General features: G+C 72.2%; 21 protein-coding genes and 1 tRNA gene. 5 read left to right on the top strand and 17 right to left on the bottom strand.

Annotated elements, in window-relative coordinates; genetic code table 11:
* The first annotated feature begins 79 nt into the window (after nt 1-79).
* From C1N80_RS05210 to C1N80_RS05200, 3 genes are all read left to right on the top strand, one after another.
* Nucleotides 80-1,132 carry a FeoB-associated Cys-rich membrane protein gene (locus C1N80_RS05210; protein ID WP_137769809.1) on the top strand — a complete coding sequence of 351 codons (1,053 nt, stop codon included), beginning with the start codon at nt 80-82 and terminating at the stop codon, nt 1,130-1,132.
* A 140-nt stretch (nt 1,133-1,272) separates the two neighbouring features.
* Nucleotides 1,273-1,345 (top strand) — tRNA-Arg (locus C1N80_RS05205).
* Between the two features lie 220 nt (nt 1,346-1,565).
* Nucleotides 1,566-2,507 carry a sulfite exporter TauE/SafE family protein gene (locus tag C1N80_RS05200; protein WP_137769808.1) on the top strand — a complete coding sequence of 314 codons (942 nt, stop codon included), beginning with the start codon at nt 1,566-1,568 and terminating at the stop codon, nt 2,505-2,507.
* A gap of 110 nt (nt 2,508-2,617) precedes the next feature.
* Here C1N80_RS05200 and C1N80_RS05195 read toward each other — a convergent pair whose 3' ends face one another.
* From C1N80_RS05195 to C1N80_RS05165, 7 genes are all read right to left on the bottom strand, one after another.
* The gene (locus C1N80_RS05195) at nt 2,618-3,862 is read right to left on the bottom strand and encodes a Gfo/Idh/MocA family protein (protein WP_240811241.1); all 1,245 of its coding nucleotides are present in this window, start codon (nt 3,860-3,862) and stop codon (nt 2,618-2,620) included.
* On the bottom strand, nt 3,852-4,631 hold the full coding sequence (locus C1N80_RS05190; RefSeq protein WP_137769806.1) for a ThuA domain-containing protein: 780 nt from the start codon (nt 4,629-4,631) through the stop codon (nt 3,852-3,854). Before C1N80_RS05190 ends, C1N80_RS05195 begins: the two co-directional genes overlap by 11 nt.
* A 296-nt stretch (nt 4,632-4,927) precedes the next feature.
* Entirely contained in the window at nt 4,928-5,362 is a 435-nt protein-coding gene (locus tag C1N80_RS05185; RefSeq protein WP_137769805.1) for a hypothetical protein, read from the bottom strand.
* Between the two features lie 10 nt (nt 5,363-5,372).
* The gene (locus tag C1N80_RS05180; protein ID WP_137769804.1) at nt 5,373-5,978 is read right to left on the bottom strand and encodes a histidine phosphatase family protein; all 606 of its coding nucleotides are present in this window, start codon (nt 5,976-5,978) and stop codon (nt 5,373-5,375) included.
* A gap of 16 nt (nt 5,979-5,994) precedes the next feature.
* Nucleotides 5,995-7,707, bottom strand: coding sequence for an FAD-binding oxidoreductase (locus C1N80_RS05175; protein WP_137769803.1), 1,713 nt, complete (start codon nt 7,705-7,707; stop codon nt 5,995-5,997).
* On the bottom strand, nt 7,704-8,510 hold the full coding sequence (locus C1N80_RS05170) for a lysophospholipid acyltransferase family protein (protein WP_137769802.1): 807 nt from the start codon (nt 8,508-8,510) through the stop codon (nt 7,704-7,706). Before C1N80_RS05170 ends, C1N80_RS05175 begins: the two co-directional genes overlap by 4 nt.
* A gap of 2 nt (nt 8,511-8,512) precedes the next feature.
* Entirely contained in the window at nt 8,513-9,289 is a 777-nt protein-coding gene (locus C1N80_RS05165; protein WP_137769801.1) for an SDR family oxidoreductase, read from the bottom strand.
* Between the two features lie 152 nt (nt 9,290-9,441).
* On the opposite strand from C1N80_RS05165, the gene C1N80_RS05160 reads away from it, so the two are divergent.
* A complete protein-coding gene (locus tag C1N80_RS05160) occupies nt 9,442-11,715 on the top strand; it encodes an HAD-IB family hydrolase (RefSeq protein ID WP_137769800.1) in 2,274 nt (757 codons plus the stop codon).
* A 501-nt stretch (nt 11,716-12,216) separates the two neighbouring features.
* On the opposite strand, the gene C1N80_RS05155 is transcribed toward C1N80_RS05160, so the two are convergent.
* From C1N80_RS05155 to C1N80_RS05120, 8 genes are all read right to left on the bottom strand, one after another.
* Nucleotides 12,217-13,095: an amino acid ABC transporter ATP-binding protein gene (locus tag C1N80_RS05155; RefSeq protein ID WP_137769799.1), complete on the bottom strand. Its 879-nt coding sequence runs from the start codon at nt 13,093-13,095 to the stop codon at nt 12,217-12,219.
* Entirely contained in the window at nt 13,095-14,072 is a 978-nt protein-coding gene (locus C1N80_RS05150; RefSeq protein WP_137769798.1) for an amino acid ABC transporter permease, read from the bottom strand. The genes C1N80_RS05155 and C1N80_RS05150 overlap by 1 nt, the downstream gene beginning before the upstream one ends.
* The gene (locus tag C1N80_RS05145) at nt 14,069-15,001 is read right to left on the bottom strand and encodes an ABC transporter substrate-binding protein (protein ID WP_137769797.1); all 933 of its coding nucleotides are present in this window, start codon (nt 14,999-15,001) and stop codon (nt 14,069-14,071) included. Before C1N80_RS05145 ends, C1N80_RS05150 begins: the two co-directional genes overlap by 4 nt.
* 192 nt (nt 15,002-15,193) lie before the next feature.
* A complete protein-coding gene (locus tag C1N80_RS05140) occupies nt 15,194-17,278 on the bottom strand; it encodes an ABC transporter ATP-binding protein (protein ID WP_137769796.1) in 2,085 nt (694 codons plus the stop codon).
* Nucleotides 17,278-19,014, bottom strand: coding sequence for an ABC transporter ATP-binding protein (locus C1N80_RS05135; protein ID WP_137771661.1), 1,737 nt, complete (start codon nt 19,012-19,014; stop codon nt 17,278-17,280). The genes C1N80_RS05140 and C1N80_RS05135 overlap by 1 nt, the downstream gene beginning before the upstream one ends.
* 189 nt (nt 19,015-19,203) lie before the next feature.
* Nucleotides 19,204-19,875, bottom strand: a complete 672-nt coding sequence (locus C1N80_RS05130) for a DUF6318 family protein (RefSeq protein ID WP_137769795.1) — start codon at nt 19,873-19,875, stop codon at nt 19,204-19,206.
* A gap of 325 nt (nt 19,876-20,200) precedes the next feature.
* Entirely contained in the window at nt 20,201-21,013 is an 813-nt protein-coding gene (locus tag C1N80_RS05125) for a class I SAM-dependent methyltransferase (RefSeq protein WP_137769794.1), read from the bottom strand.
* Nucleotides 21,014-21,088: 75 nt separating this feature from the next.
* Nucleotides 21,089-22,144 (bottom strand): alcohol dehydrogenase catalytic domain-containing protein, encoded by a 1,056-nt coding sequence (locus C1N80_RS05120; protein WP_205750678.1) that lies wholly within the window; start codon nt 22,142-22,144, stop codon nt 21,089-21,091.
* A gap of 245 nt (nt 22,145-22,389) precedes the next feature.
* On the opposite strand from C1N80_RS05120, the gene C1N80_RS05115 reads away from it, so the two are divergent.
* Complete coding sequence (locus C1N80_RS05115; protein WP_137769793.1) at nt 22,390-23,319, top strand: helix-turn-helix domain-containing protein; 930 nt, start codon at nt 22,390-22,392, stop codon at nt 23,317-23,319.
* On the opposite strand, the gene C1N80_RS05110 is transcribed toward C1N80_RS05115, so the two are convergent.
* Nucleotides 23,304-24,236 carry an aldo/keto reductase family oxidoreductase gene (locus C1N80_RS05110; protein WP_137769792.1) on the bottom strand — a complete coding sequence of 311 codons (933 nt, stop codon included), beginning with the start codon at nt 24,234-24,236 and terminating at the stop codon, nt 23,304-23,306. The genes C1N80_RS05115 and C1N80_RS05110 overlap by 16 nt on opposite strands.
* An 80-nt stretch (nt 24,237-24,316) precedes the next feature.
* Nucleotides 24,317-25,153, bottom strand: coding sequence for an aldo/keto reductase (locus C1N80_RS05105; RefSeq protein WP_137769791.1), 837 nt, complete (start codon nt 25,151-25,153; stop codon nt 24,317-24,319).
* Nucleotides 25,154-25,163 lie beyond the last annotated feature (10 nt).

Below are 25,163 nucleotides of genomic sequence, written 5' to 3'. Positions count from 1 at the left end.
GTGGCGAGTCTCTCGCTAGGCTGAGGCTGCGGCCGCCGCTCGGCGCGTCCGTGCCGACACCTTTCCCCAGGGGCTCCTCATGCACACCCTCACCTCACGCAGGCGGCGGCTGGCCGCACTGCTGATGCTGCCGTTCCTCCTGCTTCTCGCCGGCTGCGGCAAGATCGACGCGACCTTCGACGTCAAGGACGTCGACTCGATCGACATCTCGATGGACCTCGCGATCAACACCGACGTCATCCAGGAGTACTACTCCTCGGCGGAGGAGTTCTGCGCGAGCTCGGAGTCCGAGGAGTCCGGCGGCTTCGGCACCGCGACCTGGGAGCCGTACGAGAAGGACGGCATGTGGGGCTGCACGATCGAGGGCACGCTCACCCGTGACGACTTCGACTCGGACTTCGAGCTCACCGAGGAGAACGGCGAGCTGCACCTCGTCATGAACATGGGCAGCTCCGCGGTCACCGAGGAGGACCTCGCCGTCTTCCCCGAGGCGGACCAGCTCCAGGTGAACGTCGTCTTCTCCTTCCCCGGTGAGGTCACCAGCTCCCAGGGCGGCACGATCGACGGCAACACCGTCGTCTACACCGACATCGTCGACCTCTCGCAGGGTGTGGACATCACCGCGAAGTCCGGCGGCTTCCCGTGGCTGGTCGTCATCATCATCCTGGTCGTGCTCGGCTTCCTCGCCCTGCTCGTGATCGCGGCGATCGTGTTCTTCGTGGTCCGCTCGCGCCGCAAGAAGAACGGCGGCGGCAACGGCTCCGCGCAGGCCCCCGTGGCCCCCGCCGCCTTCGGCGCCGCCGCGTACCCGGGCGCCCCGGCCGCCCCGGGCTCCCCGGCCGTGGGCCAGGGCTCCGCGCCTCAGGCCCCGCAGGCACCCCAGTCCCCGCAGGGTCAGCAGCCGTGGGGGCAGCCGCCGCAGCAGGGCGGTCAGGACCAGTTCGGCCAGCAGGGCGGGCAGCAACCGTTCGGCCAGCAGCCCGGCCAGCAGGGCGCGCAGCCCTGGCAGCAGCAGGGCGGCCAGCAGTCCCCGCCGCCGGCCCCTCAGCAGCCGTGGCAGAACCCGCCCCAGCCGGGCCAGGGCGGGAACGGTCAGCAGGGCGGGAACGGCCAGGGCACCTGGGGCTCCTGAGCCCCGCGACCGGCCCCTGAGCGGTCCCGACGGCTGGTCGGGACCCGGGCGGCGCCGCGGATGTGAGCCGACTCATGGCCGCTCAAGTGGCGCCGCCCCGGGCGGGCCGGTAATGTATTCCAGGTCAGCGCAGCTGGCAGGCGCCCGTAGCTTAACGGATAGAGCATCTGACTACGGATCAGAAGGTTGGGGGTTCGAATCCCTCCGGGCGCACCGACGAGGAACCCGGGACATCGGCGACGATGTCCCGGGTTCTCTGCATTCCGGGCCCCGCATCCGGGCACTCCTCGCGACAGGGACGCGCCTCCCCCGCCGCGCCGCACGCCCCCATCATCGTTCTTTATGACGCGTCGTGTCTGCACTATTGTCCTATCGGGCCGCATCGAGGAGACTCCCTCGAGTGGACAGCTCTCGCCCCGGAAGGACCTGATCGATGAGACGACTCATCCTGCTCGCCCTGGTAGGGCTCGGCGCCCAGCTCGTGGACGGCAGCCTCGGCATGGCCTACGGCGTCACCTCGACCACGCTGCTCCTCGCGATCGGCACCAATCCGGCCTCCGCCTCCGCGACCGTGCACCTCGCGGAGATCGGCACCACCCTCGCCTCCGGCCTCTCGCACTGGAAGTTCGGGAACGTGGACTGGAAGGTCGTGCGCCGCATCGCGCTGCCCGGGGCGATCGGCGCCTTCGCGGGCGCCACGTTCCTCACCTGGCTGTCCACCGAGGTCGCCGCCCCGGTCATGTCCGGGATCCTGCTCGCGCTCGGCGTCTACGTGCTCGTGCGCTTCACCGTCAAGGGGATCGACCGCAGCAGCCTCGGCAAGCCGCTGCGCCGCCGCTTCCTCGCCCCCGTGGGCCTCGTGGCCGGCTTCATGGACGCCACCGGCGGCGGCGGCTGGGGCCCCGTCGGCACCCCCGCGCTCCTCGCGAGCGGCCGCATCGAGCCCCGCAAGGTGATCGGCTCGATCGACACGAGCGAGTTCGTCATCTCCGTCGCCGCCTCGCTCGGCTTCCTCGTGGGCCTCGGCACCGCCGGCATCGACCTCACCTGGGTGCTCGCGCTGCTCGCGGGCGGCCTCGTCGCGGCCCCGATCGCCGCCTGGCTCGTGCGGCTCGTCCCGCCGCGTGTGCTCGGCTCCCTCGTCGGCGGCATCATCGTGCTGACCAACGTCCGCACGATCCTCCGCAGCGACCTCGTCGACGCGCCGGACGACGTGCGACTGCTGTCCCTCGGCGTCGTCGCCGTGGTCTGGGCCGCGGCCGTCGTCCACTCGGTGCGCGCCTACCGCCGCGAGCTCGCCGCCGCCCCGCCGGCCGACGCCCCCGCGGCCCCGGCCGACGAGGACCGCGAGAAGGCCCTCGCGACCGAGGGCTGAGCACCGCGCGTCCCCGACGCGCTCTCCGTACCGCACGCGGGCCGGGACCTGAGGAAGTCCCGGCCCGCGGCCGTCGGGAGGCGAGACGCAGCCCGCGCCTAGCAGTTCCGTCAGCGGGCCGTGAGCGCCTCGCGCACCGATCCCCAGCCCTGCATGATCGCCCGCGCGTCCGGATCGAGCTCCGCGGCGATCGCCTCCGCGCGGGCCTCCTCGAGCAGCTCGTCGATGACCACCCGGGCGTCCCGCTCCACGGAGGCCACCGCCGCCTCGACCATCGCGAAGCTCAGGATGTTCTCGTGCACCTCGCACAGGGGTGTGCGGCCCTCCCGCAGGGCGGTCGCGAACTCGATGATCGAGGCGTCGATCTGGTCCGGCTCCGGGGTCGCGAGCGCCTGCTCGAGGGCGGCCTGCAGCTCGCGCGTGCGCTCCTCGTCCTCCGTGGCGAGCACGGGCGCACCGGTGCCGTCCCAGGTCGCGGATCCGTGCTCCGCGCCGATCCGCCACTCGCTGTTCCAGTAGGTGGGCAGGCCCCGCGCGTTCCAGGACCCGTTGTAGACGAACAGCGAGCCCGTGCCGTCCGCCCCCGCCATCTCGAAGGTGCAGGTGACGGTCGCGTCCCCGGCGTAGACGCTCCACGACGGGTTCGCCCCGAGCGCGGTCACCGCGACCGGGTCGGTGCCGGTGATGTAGCGCGCGGTGTCGAAGGCGTGGATGCCCATGTCCCGCAGCAGCGGGTGCTGCTGCTGCGCGCGGAAGCCCTCGTGCTCGGTGAACAGGGAGAAGAACGCGCTCGTGAGGACCGTCGGCCCGTGGGCGGCGACGAAGCGGCGCAGCTCGCGCACCTGCGGGAAGAAGCGCCGGGACTGGGAGACCATGAACGGCACGCCCGTGAGCTCGCTGTGCGCCATGAGGCTCAGCGCCTCCGGGAGCGTCTCGGTGACGGGCTTCTCCCCCAGCACCGGGATACCCGCGTGGAGCGCCTTCACGGTGACCGGGTGGTGGGCGACGGGGACCGTGGGGTTGATGAGGACGTCCGCCCCGACCTCGAGCGCGAGGTCCACGCCGTCGGTGCCGACGGCGACCGCGGAGGGGTCCGGGACGCCGGACTGCGCGATCGACTCCTCGGGCATGCCGGGGACGAGGTCCGCGACGCCCACGAGCTCGGTCATGGGGCTGTCGTGGATGACGCGCGCCCACCAGCGGCCCATGCCGCCGGCGCCCACGACGACCGCGCGCAGCGGCTCCTGCCCCGCGGCGGCGGCGAGCGCGGCGTTCGGATCCGCCTCGGCGGAGCGGGTCGACGTGGGGACGGCCGCCCCGACGCGGGCCGCGTGCGCGGCGCTCTCAGATGACACGGGTGGTCTCCTCGTCGCGGTACCAATCGCGGGGCGCATTGGCGATCTTCACGGGGGCGATCTCGCGGGGCTCGGGGCGGGCCCACTGCACGGCGTTGGCGAGCACGCGCTGGATCTCCGCCTGGTGGTAGACGGGGTACTCCTGGTCGCCGGGGCTGAAGTAGAAGACCTTGCCCTTGCCGCGACGGAAGCAGCAGCCGGAGCGGAACACCTCGCCGCCGCTGAAGGAGGAGACGAAGACGAGCTCGTCCGGGGCGGGGATGTCGAACATCTCGCCGTACATCTCCTGCTCGGGGATGACGATCGGGTGCGGCACGCCGCGGGTGATCGGATGGGAGCCGTTCACGGTCCAGACCCGCTCCTCGTCGCCGTCGTTGCGCCACAGCAGGTTGCACGAGGTGCCCATGAGGAGGCGGAACACCTTGGAGTAGTGGGCGGAGTGCAGCGGGACCAGGCCCATGCCCTCGCGCACGCGGCGGGCGACGCGCTCGGCGATCTCATCGGGCACGTCGTCGTGGGCCATGTGGCCCCACCAGGTGAGGACGTCGGTCCGGGCGAGGGCCTCCTCGGAGAGGGACTCCTCGATGTCGTCGAGCAGGGCCACGCGCACCTCGGCGTCGACGCCGTCGGCCGCGAGGGTGGTGCGCAGCGCCTCGGCGATCGTCGTGTGCATGCCGTCGGGATAGAGCTCCTGGACGCGCGGGTCGACCTTCTCGTGCCGGTTCTCGCCGAAGACGGCGACGCGCAGGGTGGTGCTGCCCTGAGTCATGGGGGATGCCCTTCGTGGTGGGTTCCGGGGCGCGGCGTGCCCGCGCCGATGCGGTCCGATCCATCGTAGGGGCGGGCGGCGCCGCAGGGTGCGACACGCCGGGACGGATTCCCACGTGCCCAGGAGTCAAGGCCCGGGGCGCGCGACGACCGGGGAGCATGGGCAGCCCGACAGCAAATGACCAGGTAGTAACGGAAAACGTGACCGTGGTGTGACCTGGTTCGCACGGATCCTGGACTATGGTCGTCCGGAGGTTCCCTCAATGGCGAGGGAACCTCTTCCTCTCCCCCGGGCGCTCAGCCCTCGCGGCGCACCTGCACCAGCAGCCCCTGCTCGCGGAGCGCCGACTCCAGCGCCTGGGAGAGCTCCGCATGGGCGCGCGCCGCACGGGCCCGGCCCAGGGTGCCGCCCAGCACGAGGCCCGCCCCCGCGCCCCAGCGGTGCTCCACGAGCGTGCCGCCCTCCCCCGCCCGGGTGCCGATCCGGGCGCTCAGGTAGAAGGCACGGCCCGCGAGGGATCCCAGGACGATCGTCCGGCCGCGGCTGCCGCGCTCGAGCAGCAGCTCCTCCCCCGGCGCGTCCGTGACCCGCCAGCCTCGCTCCGCGACGAAGGCTGCGAGGCGGGCGCGCACCTCGTCCACGTCCCCCCGCACCACCAGCAGGGCCCGACCGGCACCGCAGGCACTTCCCGTGCCGCCCGCGCCCTGGCCGCCTCGCGTCGGTACGCTCATCGTCGCGCGCTCACGCCCGCGCCGACGCGTCGGCCGGGACCGGCCGCGCCGGGCCCAGCTCCCGCAGCTCGGCATTGCCCAGGTGCGGCACCTCGCGATGCTCGTGCGGGTCCCGCCCCTCCCCGAGGGCGAGGGCGATCTGGAGCACGTCCCCGTGGGCCACGAGCACCACGGAGCGGCCGTCGGCGGCGAGCGCATCGGCCTCCGCGAGCACCGCGCCCACGCGGCGGGCCACCGACGCCACGGGCTCGACCCCGTGCTCGCCGCTGCGACCGGCGGCGTCCGCCGCCCAGATGCCGTCGTAGGCCGAGGCGGGCCCCTCGTCGAAGGGCCCGAAGTCCCGCTCCCGCAGCCGCGCATCGATCCGCGCCCCGCGGGCGCCGAGCTCCGCCGCGAACACCGCGGCGGTCTCCGCCGCACGGGCGAAGTCGCTGCTCAGCACGATGGTGCCCGCGTCGAGACCCGCCTCGCGGGCACGCCTGCCCGCCTCCGTGGCCTGCTCCCGGCCGCGGCGCGAGAGCCCCACCTCGGTGAGCGCACGCGCCCCCGGGGAGGAGACGATGACGCCCTCCACGTTCGCCGTGGACTCGCCGTGCCGCAGCACGAGCACGCTCATCGCCGGGCCCCCGCGCTCAGGACGCGACGATCTTGCCGGGGTTGAGGTTCCGCCCCGGGTCGTTGTCCGCGAACAGGCCCTCGACCATCCGCACGCCCACCTCGCCGATGTCCTCGGTGATCCAGGGCCGGTGCTCGACGCCCACCGCGTGGTGGTGGGAGACCGTCGAGCCGAGGTCCACGAAGGTCTGCTGCACGGCCTCCTTCGCGCGGTAGTACTGCTCGAGCGCCTGCTCCTCGCTGGAGTAGGGGAACGCGAAGGTGAAGTAGAGGCACGCGCCGGCGTGGTAGCTGTGGGACATGTGGCAGAACATGAAGCCCGGCAGGTCCTGGGCGCGCTGCACCTCCTCGAAGGCCTCGTAGACCTTCGTGTGGACCTCGTTGATGCTCGACCAGGTCGCCCCGGTGTCGCACACGTCGCCGAAGACCTGGTGGCCCAGCAGGAAGTCGCGCAGGTAGGGCGTGTCGAACTTCTTCTGGTCGTAGACCTTGCCGACGCTCGCGCCGAGGGTCACGCCGCCGTTCGCCTTGACGATCCTCTTGACGATCGACTTCTGCTGCTCGACGGAGGCCTTCGACCCCTCGAAGCAGACGTAGCTCAGGCACATCTCCTCGGACGTGTCCCAGCCCTGCGAGCGCAGGTAGGCGAACAGCCCGTCCTGCACCTTCGCGGAGACCTTCGCCTTCGTCGTCGTCGGCGTCTTCGAGGAGAGCGCGAGGGAGAACTTCGTCTCGGGCCCGTCGGAGAGCCGGGTGAAGGTCGGTGTGACGTCGGTGGAGCGGGCGATCGCGTGCATGCCGCGAATCCCGTGCTCCCAATCCGGGTACATGTAGCCGATCACCTGGCGCACCGGCGCGGAACGGTGCACCTGCACGGTGACCTCGGTGATCACGCCGAGGCGGCCCTCCGAGCCGAGGATCATCTCGTGGACGCTGGGGCCCGAGTCGCGGCCCGGGATCGCCTTCGTGACGGCGACGCCGTCCGGGTGCACGAGCCGCAGCCCGCGCGCGATGTCCTCGATGTCGCCGTACTTGTCCGACTGCATGCCGGAGGAGCGGGTCGCCGCCCAGCCGCCCACGGTGGAGAAGGTGAAGGAGTCCGGGAAGTGGCCGACGGTCCAGCCCTTCGCGTTGAGCTCCGCCTCCATGTCCGGCCCGTACATGCCGGCCTGCACCCGCGCGAGGCCTGAGGTGTCGTCGATCTCGAGGATCCGGGAGAGCCGGCCCAGGTTCATCGTGAGGATCGGGCGCTGCTCCTCGGCGTCGGGGGTGACCGAACCGGAGATGCAGGTGCCGCCGCCGTAGGGGATGAGGACGAGGTCGTGCTCGAGGACGATCCGCAGCACCGCGGCGACGTCCTCCTCGCTCCCCGGGTAGACCACGGCGTCGACGAGGCGCTCGAAGGCGCCCGTGCGCACGCGGAACAGGTCCGGCAGCGAACGGCCGAAGGAGTGCAGCACCCGGTGCTCGTCGTCGTCCCGGATCGCGTCCTCGCCGAGTGCCTGCGCGAGCTGCTCGCGCACCGCGCCGGGGAGCCGCGTCGCGGGCACCTCGTGGTCCGTGAGCACCGGCGCCACCGGGGCCGGCGCGTTCGCGAGATCGATCCCGATCTCGTTGCGCGCGAGGTCGATGAAGGCCGGACGGTTCGTCACGGAGAAGGCGACGTCGTCCTGCCCCCATCCCCACCACTTGTGTCGGGTGACGTCGGCGGCGGCGATCGGTGCGGTCATGCGGACTCCTCTGTCCCCGGGTGCGGATGCCCCAGGATCTCCTCGTAATGGTCGTCGTACAGCGACTGCACCCGGTCCCGGATGCGTGCGGTGAACGCGACGGCCGATTCGCCCTCCTCGGCGAGCATCGGCTCCCCGTAGACCACGCCGACGGGCGGGCGGCCGGGGACGGGCCAGCTGCGCCCCTTGGGCATGGCCTCGTAGGCGCCCACCATCGCGGCGGGGATCACGGGGACCCCCACGCCGATCGCGAGCGCGGCGCCGCCCGGCTTGAAGGAGCCGATGCGGCCGGTCTGCTGGCGCGTCCCCTCGGGGAACACCAGGATCGGCACCCCCGAGCGCAGCAGGCGCCGGGAGAAGCCGGAGTTCTTGCGCGAGCCGTCACGGTCGATCGGGAACGCGTTGAACAGCGCGCGCACGAAGATCCGCCGGTACCAGACCCGGAAGAAGTAGTCCGCGGCGACGCCGGTGGAGAGGTAGCGCGCCTGCGCCCACGGCAGCCCCTGGGCGAGCATCGGCGCGTCGGTGTGGCTCGAATGGTTCGCGACCAGCACGAACGGTCCGCGCACGGTGCGCACGCGGCGGTGGACGATCGTGCGCGGCGTGATCGCGGCGCTCACCACGATGCGGAACACGCCGCGCTGCAGCACGAAGCGCAGGGCGGAGCGCGTGCGCGAGCGGTACTTGGCGAGGTCCCCCTCCGGGGCCTCCCAGCCCTCACCGCGGGAACGGGCGGAGAGCGAGGCCAGCAGGCCCGGCTTCCGCTCGCCGCGGGGGTCCTGGCGCGGGCCCTGCTCCGCCATGCTCAGCGCTCCTTGTCGCGGCGGTGGGTGAGCAGCGAGCTGAGGTTCGCCACGAGGCCGCGCGGCGTGGTGCGCAGCACGGCGACGATCGCCTTCCAGCGGAGGCTCGGGATCGAGACGGGGCGCCCCCGCGCCACGTCGCGCAGGCACTGCTCGACGAGGAAGTCCGCGTCCAGCCACAGCGGCCCGGGGATCGAGGAGCCCTTGATCCCCGCGCGCGAGTGGAACTCCGTGCGCACCCAGCCGGGCATGAGGCACGTGACCCTCACACCGGTTCCGGAGAGCTGCACGCCGAGGGACTCGGAGTAGTTGCCCACCCAGGCCTTGATGGCGGAGTAGTTGTTCTGCGTGACGAGCGAGCTCACGGAGCCGACGTTGACGATCCAGCCGCCGCCCCGCGCGCTCATGCCGCGGCCCGCGGCGCCGCCCAGCTTGAGGACCGCCCGGATCATGACCTCGAAGCCGAGGTCGTGCTGCGAGAGGTCCTCGTCGAGCAGGGAGGAGCGCACGGAGAAGCCGGCGTTGTTGACGAAGACGTCGACCGGATCGGCCGCGGCCTCGAGGCGGTCGGCGACGCGCTGCTGCGCGTCGCGGTCGGAGAGGTCCGCGGCGATGGTCTCGACGTGCACGCCGTAGGTCTCGGTGAGAGAGGCGGCGACCTCCGCGAGCCGATCGGGGTGCCGGGCGACGAGGACGAGGTCCGTCCCGCGCGCCGCGAATGCTCGTGCGAACGCGGCCCCGATGCCTGCGGTGCCGCCGGTGATCAGGGCCCTGTGCATGGCGGCTACGATACACTAGACCCGCCCTGACCTGCGCAGGGATGACCTGCACCAACGCTTCCGGCGGGCGTGTGAGGGCGCAGGAACGCCGCCCCCGGGAACCCCGGGCGGCCGCCGCGCCGCACACGCCCCACCGTCCACCGAGGGATCCCATGTCGAACACCACCCCCGCCCCCGCCGCGACCGCCACGGCCGGCGATCCGACCACCGGGAAGCGGAGGATCCTGCTCACGGGTGTCACCGGGTTCCTGGGCCAGGCCGTGCTGCGCAGCCTCCTCGAGACCACCGAGGACACGCACGTCACCGCCGTGATCCGCCCCAAGGGCGCCGTCCCCGGCGCGAAGCGCCTCGAGGGCCTGCTGCGCAAGCCCGTCTTCGCGACCTGGGTGGAGAAGGTCGGCGGCGGCGACCGCGAGAAGGCGGCCGAAGTCTTCCGCTCGCGCGTGGACGTGCTCGAGGGCGACCTCACCGACATGCCCGCGATCGACCGACCGCTCGACGTCGTGATCCATTCCGCGTCCTCGGTCTCCTTCGACCCGCCGATCGACGAGGCGTTCCGCACGAACGTGGGCGGCGCGCGCAACCTCTATGAGGCGCTCCTCGCCTCCGGCCAGGACCCGCACGTCATCCACGTCTCGACCGCCTACGTGGGCGGCGCGGCCAAGGGCCTGCGCCAGGAGGGCAGCCTCGACCACACCGTCGACTGGCGCACCGAGTTCGATGCCGCCCTCGCGGCCCGCGAGCGCGTCGAGGCGGAGAGCCGCCGGCCCGAGACCCTGCGCGGCCAGATGCGCAGCGCCCGCCTGCGCGACGGCCGCATGGGCCCCAAGGCCGTCGCCTCCGCCGCGGAGGACGCCCGCAGCGCCTGGGTGGACGAGCGGCTCGTGGACTTCGGCCGCACCCGCGCCCAGTCCGTGGGCTGGACCGACATCTACACCTTCACCAAGGCCATGGCCGAGCGCGTGGCCGAGGAGCTCTGGGCCGGGAACGGCCATCGCCTCTCCGTGGTGCGCCCCTCGATCATCGAGTCGGCGCTGCGCAGCCCCTACCCGGGCTGGATCGACGGCTACAAGGTCGCCGACCCGCTGATCATGGCGTACGGCCGCGGCATGCTGCCCGAGTTCCCGGGCCTGGCCGACTCGATCCTCGACGTCATCCCGGTGGACTTCGTCGTCAACGTGATCGTCGCCCTCGCCACGCAGGACGTCTCCCGGCGCGGTGACGACGCCTACTACCAGGTGGTCTCCGGCGCCTCGAACCCGCTGCCGCTGCACGTGATGTTCTCGGCCGTGCGGAGCTACTTCCTGGAGCACCCCCTCGAGGACGAGAAGGGCGAGAAGATCGCCGTCCCCGAGTGGAGCTTCCCCGCGGTGGAGATGATCGAGCAGCGCTTCCGGATCAAGGAGCTCAGCGCCAAGGCGGGAGCGGCGGTCGTCGCCCAGCTCCCCGCCACGACGCGGACGCGCGCCTGGACGACCCAGCTGCACAAGGCCACCTCGGGCCTGACCACGCTGCGCAAGTACATCGAGCTGTACCGGCTGTACACGAAGACGGAGATGGTCTTCGACGACGCGAACACCCGCGCCCTGCGCGAGGAGCTGCCGGCCTCCTTCCTCGCGGAGCACGACTTCGACGTGCACGACATCGACTGGTCGGACTTCTTCCGCAACCACCACCTCCCCGCCATCACGGAGCTCACCAAGGCGTACTCGCGCCGCAAGGCCGCCCTGCGCAGCCGTGCGGGCCGCCCGGTCGAGATCACGGAGAAGCCGGGCGCCCTCGCCGTCTTCGACCTCGACGGCACGGTCATCGCGTCCAACGTGGTGCGCCAGTACGTCGACGTGGTCCGGGCGACCCGCCCGCGCCGCGAGTGGCCCGGGGAGATCGCGGCCGTGCTCGCCTCGGTGCCGGGGTACCTGCGGGCGGACCAGCGTGACCGCTCCGAGCTGATCCGCATGGTCAACCGCCGGTACAAGGGTTACCGCGCCGAGGAGCTGCGCGCGCTCATGCAGGGCGAGCTGGGCACCCGCATCCGGGCCTCGATCCGGCCGGAGGCCCTGGAGCTCATCGAGCGCCACCGCGCCGCGGGTCACCGCACCGTGCTCGTCTCCGGCGCGCTCGACCTGCTCGTCGAGCCGCTGCGCGACCTCTTCGACGACGTCATCGCCACCCCGATGGACGCCGACGCCGACGGCGTGCTCACCGGCTACCTCGCCACTCCCCCGCTGGTCGACGAGGCCCGCGGGAACTGGCTGCTGAAGTACGCCGACGGGCAGGGCGCGGATCTCTCGGTCTCCTCCGGCTACGGCGACTCCCTCGCGGACGCCGCCTGGCTCGAGCTCGTGGGCACCCCCACCGCCATCAACCCGGACCTGGGCCTGTTCTCGCTCGCGAAGAAGAAGCGCTGGCAGATCCTCGAGTGGTGACCCCCGGGGCCTGAGAGGCCGGCGGGTCGAGCTTCGGCTCCCGGCCACCGACCCCGATCACCCCGACCCCGACGCCCGCCGTCGGCCCTCCGCCTCGCAGCGGCCGGGCCCGTGGCGGGCGTCGTGCGTCGGCCCCTCCGCCGCAGGTCGGGCGTGACGGGACAGGACGACGCGGAAGGGGCGGCACCGGGGCCCGAGCGGAGTCGAACCGGGCCGGTCGAGGCGAGGCGGCACCGGCGATGCGAGCAGGCCAGCGAGCCAGGGAGCCAGGGAGCCAGGGAGCCAGGGAGCCAGGGAGCCAGGGAGCCAGGATCGAGCGCTACCCCGCCGACCGGACGGGGCCTCCCACGAAAAGACTGGTCATCATGTACATGATGACCCGCCTTTCAGAAAGACGGACCGACCTCGAGTCGGGTCGGGACACGGCCGTGCTCGGATCGCCCCCTGGCCGACGGGCGACGCGCGGCGCGGGGTAGGTCGTGCCTCCGTCGGAGGAGTAGGTCAGAGGACCGAGGCGAGGAAGCCCTTCAGGCGCTCGGACCCGGGGTGGTCGATGACCTGCTCCGGGGTGCCCTGCTCGACGATCAGGCCGTCGTCCATGAAGATCACCTGGTCGGCGACCTCGCGGGCGAAGCCCATCTCGTGGGTCACGACGATCATGGTCATGCCGCCCTCGGCGAGCTCCTTGAGGACGGAGAGCACCTCCGCCACGAGCTCGGGGTCCAGGGCCGAGGTGGGCTCGTCGAAGAGCATCAGCTCGGGCTCCATCGCCAGCGCGCGGGCGATCGCGACACGCTGCTGCTGACCGCCAGAGAGCTCCGAGGGGTAGTGGTCCGCGCGATCCCCGAGGCCCACGCGGTCCAGGAGCGCGATCGCCGCCTCCTTCGCCTCCGCCCTCCCCCGGCCGAGCACCTGGATCGGCGCTTCCATGACGTTCTCGAGCGCCGTCATGTGCGGGAAGAGGTGGAAGCGCTGGAAGACCATGCCGATCCGTGAGCGCTGGCGGGCGATCTGCGCGGAGGGGAGCTTCTGCCAGCGGCCGTCCGCGAGGTGCTCCTCGGCGTAGCCCTGGGTGACGCCGGCGATGCGGACACGGCCCGCGGTGGGCTCCTCGAGCTGGTTGATGCAGCGCAGCAGCGTCGACTTGCCGGAGCCCGAGGGGCCGATCAGCACCGCGACCTCACCGGCCGCGACCTCGAGGTCGCAGCCCTTGAGCACGTGCAGGTCGCCGAAGGCCTTGTGGATGCCCTCGAGGCTGATGAGCGGGGTCGGGGCGGCGCCCGCCGCGGAGGCGGGACCGGCGGCGGGAGCGGTCGCCGCCCCGTCGGGGGACGGGGACGGACCGTTCTGGGACGGGATGTTCTGGGGCGCGGTCGTCATCAGAGCTCCACCTCCGGGAGCGAGTCCTTGGGGGTCGTGCCGGCGCGGTTCACCGCGGCCTGGCGGGAGCGCTTCGCGGCGGGCCCGCCGGTGCGGTCGTCGAACCCACGCCCGAAGTACCGCTCGAGGAAGTGCTGGCCCACCATGAGCACGCTCGTGATGGCGAGGTACCACAGGGCCGCGACGATGAGCAGCGGGATCGGCGCGTAGAGCTTGTTCGCGATCGCGTTCGAGGCGAAGGTCAGGTCCAGCGTGAAGGGCACCGCGAGGACGAGCGAGGTCGTCTTCAGCATGCCGATGGTCTCGTTGCCCAGCGGCGGGACGATCACGCGCATGGCCTGCGGGATGATGATGCGCCGCAGGATCTTCCCGTTGCTCATGCCGAGCGCCTTGGACGCCTCCGTCTGCCCCTTGTCCACCGAGTTCAGGCCCGAGCGGATGATCTCCGCGAGGTAGGCGCCCTCGTTGAGCGCGAGGCCCACGACCGCCGCCCAGAAGGCCGGGAAGTAGTCACGGGTCGAGAACGAGAACAGCTCCGGGCCGAAGGGCACACCGAGCGCGATCTTGGGGACGATCACCGTGAACAGGCCCCAGAACACGAGCTGCGTGTACACCGGGGTGCCGCGGAAGACGAAGATGTACGCCCAGCTCACGCCCCGCAGCACGGGATTCTCGCTGCGGCGCATGATCGCCGCGGTGAGCGCGATCGCGGTGCCGAGGATCATCGACAGCACGGTGATCAGGAGCGTCCAGCCGACTCCCTGGACGACCTTGACGTCGAGGATGAAGGTCGCGACGGTCCCCCAGTCGAAGACGGGGTTCGTGACGAGGAAGTTCGCGAGGCCCAGCACGAGCAGCGCGACGATCACAGCGCTGATCCAGGTGCCGGGGCGGGGCGGCCGCTTGGCGCGGATCCGACCCGGGATCGGATCGGCGGGGCGCCGGGCGGCGGGGGCGGCGGGGGTCTGTGTGCTCACTGCTGCGGGTCCACTTCCGAGGTCTCGATCATGCCGGTCTCATTCCCCCAGGCCGCGAGGATCTCGCGGAGGGTGCCCGAGTCGATGAGGTGCTGGACGGCGCCGCGGATCGCCTCGGCCAGGTCGGGCTGGTCCTTGGCGACGACGATGCCGTTGAGGGCGGCGTCCTCGATCTCGCCGACCTGCTCGAGGGTGCCGCGCGAGCGGTCCACGGCGTAGGCGACGACGGGCGAGTCGCCGATGAGGACGTCGGCCTTGCCGCCGGCGACGGCGGTCGCGGCGTCCGCGTTGCCGACGTAGGGCTGGTCGACGATGCCCTTGCCGCCGCCGTCGCGGCACTCGGCGTCCCGCTCGACGACGACATCGTCCATGTAGGTGCCGACCTGGTGGGCGACGCGCGTGCCGCACAGGTCCGGCGGGGTGATCCCGTACGGGTTCCCCGACTTCACGGCGTAGCTCATGCCGGCGGCGAAGTAGGACACCATCGTCACCTGCTCGAGGCGCTCGGGGTTGATGGTGAAGCTCGAGATGCCGACGTCGTACTTCGAGCCGATCGAGGGGATGATCTGCGCGAACACCGCGGACTCGGTGCGGGTCGTCAGGCCCAGCACCTTGCCGATCGCCGCGAGGACGTCCATGTCGTAGCCGACGGCCTGCCCGTCGGAGCCGACGAACTCGCCGGGGGCGTAGTTCAGGGCGGCGCCGTTGACGAGCTCGCCGCGCTCGCGGATCGCGGCGGGGACGAGCTCGGCGAGGTCCTGCCGCTCCTCGATGCCGGAGAGGTCGATCGTGGGGATCGCGTTCGACTCGGCGTCCAGGCGCACGGAGGCGTCGGTGCAGGCGGCGAGCGCAGGCGCGAGGGCCGCGCCGCCGAGGGCGAGGGGCAGCGCGCGGAGGAGGCTGCGCCGCCGGGGTCGGGTGGGGATCACGGATGGAACCTTATGCATAACGGTGCATGACGACAAATCCGTGAGGTCTGTGCCTCACGGCCCGACGTCGCGCGGGGACGGCCGACGCTACCGTCGGCCGTCCCCGCCGTCCGGCGCTCCCCCGCGCCGAGACCGCACCGTGATCCGCGTCCGAGCGCAGCGCCCTCCCGTGCGACCAGACCTCCCGCGGGCTCAGAGCGCGGGGGCGATCCCGCCGGTCGTCGTCGGCACCTCGCCCGTGACCGGGGCCGGCTCCGTCGCGCCCGTCTCCCCCGTGACCGGGACCTCCGCGTCCGGATCCGACGTCGCTCCCTCGAACTGCGAGCGGTACAGACGGGCGTACGCGCCGCCCGCCGCGAGCAGCTCCTCGTGGGAGCCCTGCTCGACGATGTCCCCGCTCTCCATGACGAGGATCAGCTCCGCGTCGCGGATCGTCGAGAGGCGGTGCGCGATGACGAAGGAGGTGCGACCCTCCCGGAGGCGGTTCATCGCGTTCTGCACGAGCACCTCGGTGCGCGTGTCCACGCTCGAGGTCGCCTCGTCGAGGATCAGCAGGCTCGGCCGGGCGAGGAACGCGCGGGCGATCGTCAGCAGCTGCTTCTCGCCCGCGGAGATCGACGTGCCGTCGTCGTCCACGACCGTGTCGTAGCCCTCCGGCAGCTGCCGCACGAAGTCGTCGACATGGGTGGCGCGGGCCGCCTCGAGCACCTCGTCGTCGGTCGCGTCGAGCCGGCCGTAGCGGATGTTCTCCCGGATCGTGCCCTCGAACAGCCACGTGTCCTGGAGGACCATGCCGGTGCGGGAGCGCAGCTGGGCGCGCGTGAGATCGCGGATGTCGACGCCGTCGATCGTGATCCGGCCCCCGTCGACCTCGTAGAAGCGCATCACGAGGTTCACGAGGGTCGTCTTCCCCGCGCCCGTCGGCCCCACGATCGCGACCGTGTGCCCCGGATCCGCGACGAGGGACAGGTCCCGGATCAGCTCGCGCTCCGGCGTGTAGGAGAAGCGCACGTGCTCGAACTCGACGCGGCCCTCGCGGATTCCGGCGACGGCGCGGGGATCCGCGGTCTCCGGCTCCTGCTCCTCCGCGTCCAGCAGCTCGAAGACCCGCTCCGCGCTCGCGACGCCGGACTGCAGCATTGTCGCCATCGAGGCGACCTGGCTTAGCGGCTGCGTGAACTGGCGCGAGTACTGGATGAACGCCTGCACGTCACCGAGGGTCATCTGCCCCGAGATGATCCGCAGACCGCCCACGATCGCGATCGCGACGTAGGACAGGTTCCCCACGAACAGCATGAACGGCATGATCAGCGAGGAGACGAACTGGGCGCCGAAGGTGGCCGTGAACAGGCGGCCGTTGGACCGCTCGAACTGCTCGGCGACCTCGCGGCGCCGGCCGAACACGGTGATCAGCTCGTGGCCCGTGAAGGCCTCCTCGACCTCGCCGTTCAGCGCGCCCGTCGCGTCCCACTGCTGGGCGAAGAGCTTCTGCGCGCGCTTGCCGACGACGGCCGTGATGAGGAACGCCACCGGGATCACGGCGAGCGCGATGAGCGTGAGCCGCCCCGAGATCGTCAGCATCATGACGAGCACGCCGATCACCGTGAGGATCGAGTTCACGAGCCCCGTCACGGTGTTCATGAGGGTGTTCTGGATGTTGTCGATGTCGTTGGTGACGCGGGAGAGGATCTCGCCGCGCTTCATCCGGTCGAAGTACGCGAGCGGCAGGCGGTGCAGCTTCTCCTCGACCTGGCGGCGCAGCCGCGAGACCATCCGCACCAGCAGCCGGTTCAGCGCGACGCCCTGCAGCCACATGAGCAGCGAGGCGGCGATGTACAGGCCGGTCGCGAGGGCGAGCACCTGGTAGAGCGCCGTGAAGTCGATGCCCTGCCCCGGCGTGAGCGTCATGCCGGAGAGCATGTCCGCCATCTTCTCCTCGCCCGAGGCGCGCATCTGGGCGATGACCTGCGCCGGATCGGCGCCCGCGGGGAGCTGCCTCGAGATCAGCCCGGAGAAGATGAGGTCCGTCGCGCGGCCCAGGATCTTCGGTCCCACGACGTTCAGCGCCACGGAGACGACGCCGATGGCGATCGCGAGGACGAGGTACTTCCGCTCCGGTCCGATCTCCCGGACCAGGCGCTTCGCGGAGGGCCAGAAGCTCTTCGCGCTCTGCCCCGGGCGCAACCCGCGCGAGGCGTCCTTCTCGCTCGCGATCTCCGCGGCGACCTCGGCCTCGTCCCCGGCCGCAGGGGTGGATGCGTGCTTCTGCTCGCTCATCACGCGACCTCCTCCTCGACGCCCTGGGAGCGCACGATCTCGCGATAGGTCTCCGAGCCCTCGAGCAGCTCGGCGTGGGTGCCCTGCGCGACGACCCTCCCGTGCTCGAGCACGAGGATGAGGTCGGCGCCGGTGATGGTGGTGACGCGCTGGGCGACGATGAGCACGAGCGCGTCCCGGGTCTCGGGGGCGAGCGCGGTGCGCAGGCGGGCGTCGGTCGTGAGGTCGAGCGCGCTGAAGGAGTCGTCGAAGAGGTAGATCGACGGCTTCGCGGCGAGCGCGCGGGCGATGCACAGCCGCTGCCGCTGACCGCCGGAGACGTTCGTGCCGCCCTGGGCGATCGGCGAGTCCAGCTCCTGCGGCATCGCGGCGACGAAGTCACGGCCCTGGGCGACGGTGAGCGCGTGCCAGAGCTCCTCGTCGCTCGCCTCCGGATTGCCGAAGCGGAGGTTCGAGCCGACGGTGCCGGAGAACAGGTAGGGGCGCTGCGGGACGAGGCCGATACGGTCCCAGAGCACCTGCGCGTCGAGCTCGCGGATGTCCACGCCGCCCAGCAGGACCCGCCCGGAGGTGACGTCGGACAGCCGCGGGACGAGGTTCACGAGCGTCGTCTTGCCGGCGCCGGTGCCGCCGATGATCGCGACGGTCTGCCCGGCGCGGGCGCTGAAGGAGATGTTCTCGAGCACCGGGCGCTCTGCCCCCGGGTAGGTGAAGGAGACGTCCTCGAAGGTCAGCTCGAGGGGGCCGCTCAGCTCGCGCACGCCGTCCTCCCGCTGCACGACGGTCGTGGTGGTCCCGAGGACCTCGCCGATGCGCTCCGCGGAGACCATCGCGCGCGGCACCATCATCGTCATGAAGGTCGCCATCATGACCGCGATGAGGATCTGCATGAGGTAGGCGATGAAGGCGGTGATCGAGCCGACTTCCATCTGCCCGGAGTCGATGCGCGGCGCCGCGACGAGCAGCACGACCACGGTGGACATGTTGAGGATCAGCATGATGATCGGCTGCATCGTGATCATGAGCAGGCCGATCCGGCGGTTCAGGTCCGTGACCTCGTCGTTGACGACGCCGTAGCGCTCCCGTTCGCGGTCCTCGCGCACGAAGGCGCGCAGCACGCGGATGCCGGTGATCTGCTCGCGCAGCACCCCGTTGATCTGGTCGATCACGCCCTGCATGCGGCGGAACAGCGGGGCGGCGCGCGCGATGATGAACCCGACGGCGAGCAGCATGACCGGCACCATCACCGCGATCAGCCACGCCATCCCGGGCTCGACGCGCAGCGCGAGCACCACGCCGCCGATCCCCGTCACCGGCGCCTGCACCAGGAAGTTCAGCGAGAAGAAGACGAGCATCTGCACCTGCTGCACGTCGTTCGTGGAGCGGGTGATGAGCGAGGGCGTGCCGAAGCGGTCCATCTCGCGCGGGGAGAACGTCGCGACCTGGCCGAAGACCTTCCTGCGGAGGTCCTGGCCCACGCGCATCGCGGAGCGGGCGCTGAAGAAGTTCGCGGCGACGAGCGCGACGATGTAGCCCAGCGAGATCACGAGCATGATCCGCCCGAGCTCCCAGATCCGGTCGACGTCGGCCTTCGCGACGCCGTCGTCGATGATGTCGGCGTTGAGGGTGGGCAGGTAGAGCGAGGCGAGCACGCCGATGATCTGGAAGACGACCACCAGCGCGATCCAGAGCCAGTAGGGGCGCAGCGAGCGCAGGACGAGACGGAGCAGCGGCACAGGGGTTCCTCTCACGCGTCGTGCGTGCGCACGCACGACCCCGCCGAGCCTACTGACATCCGCGTGCGCTCGCTGAGGGGGCGCTGGGGATTCGAGACAGGTGTCCGGCGGAGGACGTCGGAGGGAGGACGGGGCGCGGCCGGCGGGGCGGGGGCCGACCGGGGCGGTCGCGGCGGGCGGGGGTGGGGCTCAGCCGGCGGAGCCCGCGTCCGACGCGCCGCCCGCGTCGGAGGCGGCGGAGTCCTCGTCCGGGGTGAGGGACATGTCCGCGACGCGCCAGCTGCTCCCGTCCCAGACCAGCTTCGCGCTCAGCTGCCCGGAGACCGACTCGAGCGAGTACGGCACGCGGGAGGGGTCGTCCACGAGGGTGCTCTCCGCCTCCTCGAAGTCCGCGACGACGGTGCCGCTCGCGGGCGGCTCCCCGGTGCCCTCGAAGGTCGTGCCATGCACGGTGAACTCGCCGCCCACGAGGTAGCCGTCCTGCTCGTGCAGGGTGGTCGCGTTGTCGAGGAAGGACGTGCACACCGAGCAGTCCTGGTCGATCGACGCCTCCCAGAGGGACGTGTCCCCCGTGGTCATCATGTACGTGTACGAGTCCAGGAGGTAGGTGAGCGTGGCCTGCGCGCCCTCGGCGGTCTGCTCCTTCATCACCGCGGGCGCCTCGGGCCTCGCGACCTCGGGCCGCGGGGTCTGATCCGCCGGGTCCATGGTGGGGCGCGGGTCCTCGGTGGACTCCGTCGCGGTCCCGGCCGTGGGATCGCCGCTGCCGCCCGTCAGCTGCCCGATGCCGAGGATCCCGGCGGGGATCACGAGCAGCAGGGCGAGGACGACGATGACGATGCGCTGGAAGGGACGGTTCACGCGGGCCAGGGTAGCGGGCCGAGCCGTGCGCGCCCTCCACGGCCCCGGCCGGGCCGGCTCCCGATGCGCCACGACCCGGCCCCCGCCCCGCGGCCGCGCCCCGGCCCCGGCCCGAGCCCCCGGCCCCGCCCCCTCACTGTCCGATTGCGCGCCGGAGTTCCACGAACGGAACTGGGACGCGCAATCGGACAGTCGGGTCCGCGGCGGGGCCGGTCACGGGACCTCTTCGCGCACGTCCCTCCCGTATCGAGGACTTCTGCGCGCGGACGTCCCGTGCCCCTGATCGGCGGATGCCGGTGCGCAGGGGGACGGCGCGGGCCGGGGCTCAGGCCGCGCGGTAGAGGAAGAGATCGGTGCGATAGGGCAGGCCGACGGTGCTCCCCCGCTCATGGCCCAGGTGCTCGTGCACGTACCAGTCGAGGTTCGCGAGCACCTTCTCCCGCCGCTCCTCCTCCGCGGTGATGACGTAGCTGCGGGTGCGGGCGAGATCCACGAGGTCCGGCGTTGCCATCGGGTCCTCCCACCGCACGACGACCCGCTCGGCGAGGGCGAGCCCGCCGGCCACGGGCGGGGCGAAGTCGTCGCGCTGCACGTCCCCCGCGTGCATGATCCGCGAGTAGCGGTGCACCCAGGGGATCTGCACGTCCAGGGTGTTCCACAGCAGTGCGAGCACCCCGCCGGGGCGCAGCAGGCGGAGCACCTCCGCGCTCGCGGCGTCCGCCTCGAACCAGTGCCAGGCCTGGGCGGCCGTCACGAGATCGGCGCAGGCATCCGGCAGGCCCGTCGCCTCCGCGGTCCCCACCACGCGCTCGACTCCCGGGTCCCGGAGCGCGTCGAGCATCGAGGCGGCGGGGTCCACCGCGGTGACGACGAGGCCGCGGGCGGCGAGGGCGGCGGAGAGCTTGCCGGTCCCCGCGCCGAGGTCCACCGCGGTCCGGCGCTCGACGGCGGCGGGAAGGGCGGCGAGGATCGCGTCGAGCGCCGCCTCGGGATAGGCCGGGCGCAGCCGGTCGTAGTCCGCGCCGGTGCGGGTGAAGGCCTCGGCGAGCTCGGCGCGCCGTTCCCGGGAGCGGAACCGCGGCTGAGAGCGGCGGGACACGGGCGGGACCGGCGGGTGCTGGGGGTCGTCGGTGCTCACGCGGGGGAGCCTAGTCGGCGCGCCCGCCTGTCCGTCCCCCTCGCGGGGGACGGACGGGCGGGAGGGCGACGAGGCTCAGAGGCGCGGGTCCACCATTACCTTGAGCACCTCGCGGGCGTCCATCGCGGCGTAGCCCGCGGGCACGCCGTCCAGGCCCACGGTGCGGTCGAACACCTTGCCGGGCTCGATCTCGCCGCGCAGCACCTGGCCGATCGCCTCCTCCTGATAGGCGCGCACGGGAGCGGGGCCGCCGGCGAGGCGCGCGTTCTTCCCGAACAGGGAGCCGAAGCCCACCGGCGCCTCCTCGTACTGGGGCACGCCCACGCGGGAGATGACGCCGCCCGCGCGCACCACGCCGTAGGACTGCTCGTAGGCGGGCATGTGGCCCACGGCCTCGAGGACCGCCTCGCTGCCGAGGCCGCCGGTGAGCTCGAGGACCTCCGCGACGCCCTCCTCGCCGCGCGCGGAGACGACGTCGGTCGCGCCGAACTCGCGACCCAGGTCGGTGCGGGCGGTGTGGCGGCCCATGAGGATGATCCGCTCCGCGCCGAGCTGCTTCGCGGCGAGCACCGCGGAGAGGCCCACGGCGCCGTCGCCCACGACGGTGACCGTCTGGCCGGGGCGCACCTTCGCCACGTACGCGGCGTGATAGCCGGTGAGGTAGACGTCGGAGAGGGTCAGCAGGGACGCGAGCAGGGACTCGTCGGCCGTGTCGGCATCCACCTCGGGGACGGGGACGAGGGAGCCGTCGGCGAGGGGGATGCGGGCGAACTCCGCCTGCAGTCCGTTCGTCTCCGGCGTCGCGTAGAAGCCGCCGTGGGGGCAGGCCGTCTGGAAGCCGTCGCGGCAGATCTCGCAGGTGTTGTCGGAGAAGGAGAAGGGCGCGACGACGAGCTGGCCGGGGCGCAGCGAGGTGACCTCGGCGCCGATCTCCTCGACGACGGCGAGGGACTCGTGGCCCATCGACTGGCCGTGCTCCTGCGCCTCCATCGAGTGATAGGGGTGCAGGTCCGAGCCGCAGACGCAGGTGCGGACGGTGCGCACGATCGCGTCGGTGGGGCGGAGGATCGTGGGCTCGGGGACGTCCTGGACGCGGACGTCGCCCGCGCCGAACATGAGGGTGGCCTTCATGGCGGATCTCCTGTGAGGTCGGAGTCGGGACCCGTCGGCGGGACTCTGCCGGCGGGGACCTCACCAGCGTGCGGTCACCGGCCGACGCCCGGGAGTCCGGGGCGAGAGGTGTACTGCGAGAGCCCCCCAGGGACGGGGATGACGGGGACGAGGACGACGGGGACGAGACCGACGGGCCCGGGGCATCGGTGCGGGGTACTCACGAGACCTCCCTCGCCGTCGCCGGCGCCCCTACGCTCGGGAGCATGAGCCAGAAGGACGAGGTGCGCGAGTTCCTCATCAGCCGCCGTGCGAAGGTGACCCCCGCGATGGTGAGCCTTCCCCCGGGCGGCCCGCGCCGCGTGCCCGGGCTGCGCCGCGGGGAGGTCGCGGTGCTCGCGGGCGTGAGCGTCGAGTACTACACGAAGGTGGAGCGCGGTGACCTGCGCGGCGTCTCCGACGAGGTGCTCGGTGCGATCGCCACGGCGCTGCGTCTGGACGAGGCGGAGCAGACGTACCTCATGAACCTCGCGCGGGCCGCGAACGCCGGCCACCGGGCCCGAGCCCCGCGCCGTCAGGAGCAGGGGATCCGGCCCAGCATGCTGCATCTCGTGGACTCGATCTCCGAGGGTGCGGCGGTGCTCGCGAACCCGCGCAGCGAGATCCTCGCGACGAACCCGCTGGCCCGTGCGCTGTACGACCCGCTGTTCCGTTCCCAGGGCGAGCGTCCCGGCTACGGGCGCTTCATCTTCCTGGACCCCGCCTCGCGGCAGTTCTACCCGGACTGGGAGATGATCGCCGACGTCAACGTGGCGTCCCTGCGCGCGGTCGCCGGGCGGAACCCCTTCGACCCCTCGATCACGGAGCTCGTGGGCGAGCTGTCCACCCGCTCCGAGGAGTTCCGCCGGCGCTGGGCTCGGCACGACGTGCGGCTGCACATCGAGGGCCTGAAGCGCCTGAGCCATCCGGTCGTGGGGCTCGTGGAGCTCGAGTACAACGTGCTGGACCTGCGGGCCGACGACGGCGCCGATCTCACCGTGTACACCGCCGTCCCGGGCTCCGAGAGCGAGGAGAAGCTGCGGCTGCTCGCGAGCTGGTGGGCCTCGGAGCGTGCGGCCGACGACGCCGCCTCCCCCGCCTCGGGGAGCGTGCTGCCCGGGGCGGGAGGGGCGGTGCGGGATCAGGGGACGGTGTAGCCCGCCGCCCGGAGGATCTCGTACCACTCGGCGCGGGTGAGCGGCAGGTCCGATCCCGCCGCGGAGTCGGTGACCCGCTGCGGGGTCGTGGTGCCGAGCACCACCTGCATGTTCGCCGGGTGCCGGGTGATCCAGGCGACCGCGATCGCGGTGGTCGTGACGTCGTACTGCTGCGCGAGGCGGTCCAGCACCGCGTTCAGCTCGGGGTACTTCTCCGACCCCAGGAAGGGCCCGTCGAAGAAGCCCGCCTGGAAGGGGGACCAGGCCTGCAGCGTGATGTCGTGCAGGCGGGCGTGGTCGACGAGACCGTCGTCCCGGCTGATCGACTGGTCGAGCCCCTGCATGTTCGCGGCGACGCCCTGGGCGATGAGCGGCGCGTGCGTGATCGAGAGCTGCACCTGGTTCGCGACGATCGGCTGGCGCACGTGCTTCTTCAGCAGGTCGATCTGCCGGGGCGTGTGGTTCGAGACGCCGAAGGAGCGCACCTTGCCGGCCTCGTGCAGCCGGTCGAAGGCGTCCGCCACCTCCTCGGGCTCCACGAGGGCGTCCGGGCGGTGCAGCAGCAGGATGTCGAGGTAGTCGGTGCCGAGCGCGGCGAGGGACTCCTCGACGGACTCGACGATGTGCTCGGCGGAGAAGTCGAAGTAGGGGCCGGGGTGGCGGATCCCGGTCTTGGTCTGCAGGGTGATCTGCTCGCGCTCGGACGGGGTCAGCCGCATGGCCTCCGCGAAGCGCCGCTCGCAGCCGTGGGTGGAGCTGCCGTAGACGTCGGCGTGGTCGAAGAAGTCGATGCCGGCGTCGCGGGCGGTGCGCACCAGGGTGCGGACCTCGTCGTCGGACTTGTCCTGGATCCGCATGAGACCGAGGACCACGTTGGGCGCGGTGATCTCCGTGCCGGGGAGGGTGAAGGTGCGCATCGTCGCTGCTCCTGTGCTGGGGTGAGGGGGCGGAGGGCCGGCGGCGTGCGTCGCCGGCCCTCCGGATGCGGAGGTGGGGGTCAGTTGACGTCGAGCGGGTGGGAGCCCACGCGGCCGGAGCCGTCGCCCGGGTCGAGGGCGTCGATCGCCGCGACCTCGGCGTCGGTGAGCTCGAAGCCGAGGACGTCGAAGTTCTGGGCCTGGCGCTCCGGGCTCGAGGACTTCGGGAACACGATGAAGCCCCGCTGGAGGTGCCAGCGGATGACGACCTGAGCGGGCGTGACCTCGTGCGCGGCCGCGGCCTCGGCCACGGCGGGGTTCTCGAACAGCGGGTACTTCCCCTGGCCGAGCGGGCCCCAGGACTCGATGAGGGTGCCGTGGGCGGCGGCCCACTCGAGCACGTCCCGCTGCTGGAGAGCGGGGTGGAGCTCGATCTGGTCGACGGCGGGGACCACGCCCGTGGCCTCGACGATGCGGTCCAGGTGCTCGGGCAGGTGGTTGGAGACGCCGATCGAGCGCGTGAGGCCCTGGTCGCGGATCTCGACGAGCTTCTCCCACGCGTTGACGTAGGTGTCCTTCTCCGGGGTGGGCCAGTGGGTGAGGTAGAGGTCCACGTACTCCAGGCCCAGCTTGTCCAGGCTCTCCCGGACGGCCTCGTGCGGCTGCTCGCCGCTCTGGCGGTCGTTCCACAGCTTGGTGGTGACGAAGAGCTCCTCGCGGGGGATGCCGCTCGCGGCGATCGCGGCGCCGACGCCCTCCTCGTTGCGGTAGATCGCGGCGGTGTCGATGTGGCGGTAGCCGATCTCGAGCGCGCTCGAGACGGCGGCCTCGGCCTCGTCGGCCGGGACGAGGAACACGCCGAAGCCGAGCTGCGGGATGGCGTGGCCGGAGTTCAGGGTGAGGGTGGGGATCGTCATGGTGCGACGA

Origin of the sequence: Brachybacterium sp. SGAir0954 (assembly GCF_005490785.1) — a bacterium.
Taxonomy (GTDB): domain Bacteria; phylum Actinomycetota; class Actinomycetes; order Actinomycetales; family Dermabacteraceae; genus Brachybacterium; species Brachybacterium rhamnosum.
This window is presented reverse-complemented; position numbering and strand designations above follow the sequence as displayed.

Coding starts and splice junctions, on each gene's coding strand:
- C1N80_RS05115 (WP_137769793.1), top strand. CDS start 22,390: ATGAGCCAGAAGGACGAGGTGCGCGAGTTCCTCATCAGCCGCCGTGCG.
- C1N80_RS05160 (WP_137769800.1), top strand. CDS start 9,442: ATGTCGAACACCACCCCCGCCCCCGCCGCGACCGCCACGGCCGGCGAT.
- C1N80_RS05190 (WP_137769806.1), bottom strand. CDS start 4,631: ATGACTCAGGGCAGCACCACCCTGCGCGTCGCCGTCTTCGGCGAGAAC.
- C1N80_RS05175 (WP_137769803.1), bottom strand. CDS start 7,707: ATGACCGCACCGATCGCCGCCGCCGACGTCACCCGACACAAGTGGTGG.
- C1N80_RS05210 (WP_137769809.1), top strand. CDS start 80: ATGCACACCCTCACCTCACGCAGGCGGCGGCTGGCCGCACTGCTGATG.
- C1N80_RS05110 (WP_137769792.1), bottom strand. CDS start 24,236: ATGCGCACCTTCACCCTCCCCGGCACGGAGATCACCGCGCCCAACGTG.
- C1N80_RS05155 (WP_137769799.1), bottom strand. CDS start 13,095: ATGACGACCGCGCCCCAGAACATCCCGTCCCAGAACGGTCCGTCCCCG.
- C1N80_RS05180 (WP_137769804.1), bottom strand. CDS start 5,978: ATGAGCGTGCTCGTGCTGCGGCACGGCGAGTCCACGGCGAACGTGGAG.
- C1N80_RS05120 (WP_205750678.1), bottom strand. CDS start 22,144: ATGAAGGCCACCCTCATGTTCGGCGCGGGCGACGTCCGCGTCCAGGAC.
- C1N80_RS05185 (WP_137769805.1), bottom strand. CDS start 5,362: ATGAGCGTACCGACGCGAGGCGGCCAGGGCGCGGGCGGCACGGGAAGT.
- C1N80_RS05165 (WP_137769801.1), bottom strand. CDS start 9,289: ATGCACAGGGCCCTGATCACCGGCGGCACCGCAGGCATCGGGGCCGCG.
- C1N80_RS05170 (WP_137769802.1), bottom strand. CDS start 8,510: ATGGCGGAGCAGGGCCCGCGCCAGGACCCCCGCGGCGAGCGGAAGCCG.
- C1N80_RS05200 (WP_137769808.1), top strand. CDS start 1,566: ATGAGACGACTCATCCTGCTCGCCCTGGTAGGGCTCGGCGCCCAGCTC.
- C1N80_RS05105 (WP_137769791.1), bottom strand. CDS start 25,153: ATGACGATCCCCACCCTCACCCTGAACTCCGGCCACGCCATCCCGCAG.
- C1N80_RS05140 (WP_137769796.1), bottom strand. CDS start 17,278: ATGAGCGAGCAGAAGCACGCATCCACCCCTGCGGCCGGGGACGAGGCC.